This is a genomic window from Nocardioides sp. Z21_20 (assembly GCF_059766585.1).
The window spans coordinates 1-3,197 of sequence record NZ_JCBAJX010000030.1 but is presented as its reverse complement, the minus strand read 5'-3'; the positions used below and the strand labels follow the sequence as shown (position 1 = coordinate 3,197).

Here is a 3,197-nt window from a genome sequence, read left to right as displayed (position 1 = left end):
GCACTACTCTGAAACACCCGTCCCGATCGGGGCAGGTTCCAAGTAACCGAGCCTCCACGAAACCCGGGGCGATTCAGGGGGCCGGGTGCGGGCGGTGTCGGCTTCAGTTGGAAGGACGGGAACAGGTCCCCGTCTTCCTTGAAGTAGACCTGCGAGGGGTAGAGGTCCAGGCTCTCGCGACGCATGAGCGCGGTGGTCGAGTAGTAATGGCCGCGCACGTGGCGGTTGTTGGACAGTGCGACCTCGCCGGGGCGCTGATCCCAGAGGGCTCTCCACTTGGTGGGCAGGGGCGAACGCATTTCGCCGATCGCCATGCGCGCGATGGTGCTACGCAAGGGCGAGCCGTCGCGGGTTTCCAGGTCGCCGATGTTGCGGACCGCGTCCTCATGCAGGAGCAGCCACTTGATCTGGTCTTCGCGCTGATGGTGCGTGTCGATCGCGGCGGCGTAGACGCTGACACCTCGCCTCGCTGCGTACTCATAGGCAGGGATGAGGTCCATGTCTTCGGTGAGCATCACGATGCATTCAGCGTCGCAGTCGTTCTCGCCTATCCGGTCTACGATGTCTGCGACCTGCAGTGCAAGCAGGACGTCGACCATCTTCTCCTCGATCTTGGAGGGCCGTTCTGCCAAGTAGCCCTCAAGAACGTTCACCCCGACAGCAGCGAGAGTGTCGCGGTACTCGCAGTTGCGCCTGAGCATGTCTTGCACCCGGTCAGACGGGTTGGAGTTCCGTGTCCCCGTCGCCACCCCCGCGTGGATCTCGCGCACGTCCAGGTTGTACGAGCGCATCGCCCTGCGGATACCAGATCCCGTGACCCGGTTGCCGAAACCTCCGAACAAGTCGTTCAGCATTCCGTTCACATTGCGGGTGTCGACTACGACAGCACACGGAGTCAGTCGTGGCGACTTACCGCCGGTCGCTGTGTGAGAGCCAGGCATTCCGGTCCTTCTCGTTGCGGACTTTTCCGGCACGCCGCCGTGGGCGCGCGGAACGCCATTGCGCAATGGATTTGGGTGAGCCTCAAGGTTAGGCCAAGTGTCGACTCCGCGCGTGGAACACGTCAGTCTTGTTGAGTGGGCCGTGGCCCCCGGGCAGTCCTGGGTTCACGCCATGCCGCTGCCGTGAGGCCGGTACGACTCGCTCGGTCTCTCGAAAGCGCGACCTTCCCGACCCTGGAGGAGACTTCCGCTCTCCCGGCTTCCCGATCAATACTCTCGACGAGCGGTTGGCCCGGCGCCTTGTTGCATGCGAACCGGCGCAACCGGTGCATGGGGTGGTGGCGAGGGGTGTTGACAGGCTTCTCGACCCATCCCAGCAGTGGTCCGTCCGGTGCTCGTTGGCAGGGGTACCGGGCCGACCAGGTGGCTCGAGCCGTCGTTGCAGGCGGCTGCGGTAAATCCCGATGAGCGTGGCTACCCTCGAAGGCGGCAGCGCACGGGGACCCTGCTGTCGAGGGTGGAGGCGTCATGGCAACGGACGATGCGGCAAACAGTTGGCGAAGGGCGAGCCATCCATGACGCGCTTGCCCTCGGCTCTCGTCGAGGTCCTTCTGTTGGGTGAAGTGTTCCCGCCGAAGCAGCCAGCGCCGATGGTCGACCTTCCCGCGACATGGGCAACTGCGCGAAGTCGGTGGCGGAGTGGGAACGGTGAAGGCGACGTCCGCCCGTGGGACGAGTATCGCTCCTAACGCGCTTACTGCCGCGCGGTCTATGACGCCGTGCCGCATGACGCACCGGAAGCAGCCCGTCATCTGGCGGGCCGACGGGTCCTTTGGGCCCTGTCGGCACTGAACTGCGCCGGGCGTGCCGGATGTTTCCCGCCTATGGGGTCGCCATGTGCCAGGGCGGAGAGCCCCAGCCTGGTCAGGATTCGGTGTCGGAGGTTTCGCGTTGGCGGGCTACGGCGTAGAGCCACTGTTGTGGGATGCCCATGAGGTAGGCGTACATCCCGAGGAAGGAACGCAGTGTGGGGTCGAGGGCGTGCTCGGGGTTGCCGCAGTGGGCGCGATGCCATTGCTCCTTGCCGCGGGCGAACCCGAGGCCGGTGCCGATGGCGTGGTCGATGTCGTCGAGGGCGGCCTGTGTGGGGTCGGCCTTCAGCGCGGCGACAAGGGTTGCGACTGGGGTGGGGTTGTTGGTGTCCGCCCAGGCGTCGACCTGGGTGGGCCACAGCGGGGAGCCCCAGTGGATGCCGTCGGCGAGGTCGCAGATGGCGAGGCCGAGGAGGAACCGGTCCCAGCCGATGAGTCGTTCGACGCAGCGGAAGAGCCACAGGTTGTTCTTGACCTGCTTGCGGTGCTGGAAGAGGACCTTCTTGGTGACGTGGTCGGTCAGGGGGGTGCCTGCGTAGGGCCGGTCGAAGTCGAACAGGTCGTCTTCTGCAGCGAGGTACCACAAATGGCCGCCGGTGGCGAGGTGGGCGCGGATGATGCGTGAGGTTTCGATGTTGCCGACCATCATCTCGGCGTCGGAGAGGCCCCGCGGGGTCTTCTGTCCGGGACGCTTGTAGGCACCGGCGTGGATGTCTTCGAGTTCGGAGTTGTTGCGCCATGCTCCGAGTTGGACGGCGTTCGCGGCGAGGTTGAGGACCACGTCGCGGTCGGTGAGGTCGACGTGGAAGTTGTCATTCCCCCAGCCGACGAGGTCGTCGACCGTGCCGTAGGCGGCCGCTTCCTGCCAGGTCGGTTCGTCGGGGTCGGTCATCCTTCGAGGGCCTCTCGGAGCACGGGGTCGGTGCCCGCGAGGGCGGCGAGGTGGTGGTCGATCTCGGTGGGGTCGAGTGCGCGGCCCAGCGCGTGGCTGAACTCGCTGCCGGTTTCGACTTCGGGGTGCAGTCGAGCGAACCCGGCGCGTTCCCACATGGTAGCGATCTTGGCGGATGCGGCTTGCCGTTCGCGCTCGTCGAGAGTGCTGTTGCATGGGGCCGCGTACAGGACTGCGGCGTCCACGCCGAGTTCGGCGAGCATGCGCAGCGCGATCATGGGGCTGAGCGCGGTGCCACGCCAGTCTGGGACGAGCTCGTAGGAATTGACGACCGCGATCGGCCCCACATGTCCGGGACGAGGGCTTCGAACTCGGGCCTACGTTCGCCGCCGCTCCACACGGCTTCACCGAGGATGGGACTGCTGCACGGATAGGTGACATCTGATCTGTGGTGCCGAGAGGTGCTGCTGGAAGGATGTGCACTGTGCCGAA

General features: G+C 65.7%; 3 protein-coding genes. All 3 read right to left on the bottom strand.

What is annotated here, in order from left to right; genetic code table 11:
- Positions 1–854, bottom strand: an 854-nt coding sequence (locus AC6EH9_RS19995) for a PIN domain-containing protein (protein WP_498425443.1), incomplete at its 3' end; no start/stop codon positions are given.
- Positions 855–1,865: 1,011 nt separating this feature from the next.
- Positions 1,866–2,705, bottom strand: a complete 840-nt coding sequence (locus AC6EH9_RS19990) for a hypothetical protein (RefSeq protein WP_498425442.1) — start codon at positions 2,703–2,705, stop codon at positions 1,866–1,868.
- On the bottom strand, positions 2,702–2,983 hold the full coding sequence (locus AC6EH9_RS19985; RefSeq protein ID WP_498425441.1) for a hypothetical protein: 282 nt from the start codon (positions 2,981–2,983) through the stop codon (positions 2,702–2,704). The genes AC6EH9_RS19990 and AC6EH9_RS19985 overlap by 4 nt, the downstream gene beginning before the upstream one ends.
- Positions 2,984–3,197: the final 214 nt, after the last annotated feature.

Coding starts and splice junctions, on each gene's coding strand:
- AC6EH9_RS19990 (WP_498425442.1), bottom strand. CDS start 2,705: ATGACCGACCCCGACGAACCGACCTGGCAGGAAGCGGCCGCCTACGGC.
- AC6EH9_RS19985 (WP_498425441.1), bottom strand. CDS start 2,983: ATGATCGCGCTGCGCATGCTCGCCGAACTCGGCGTGGACGCCGCAGTC.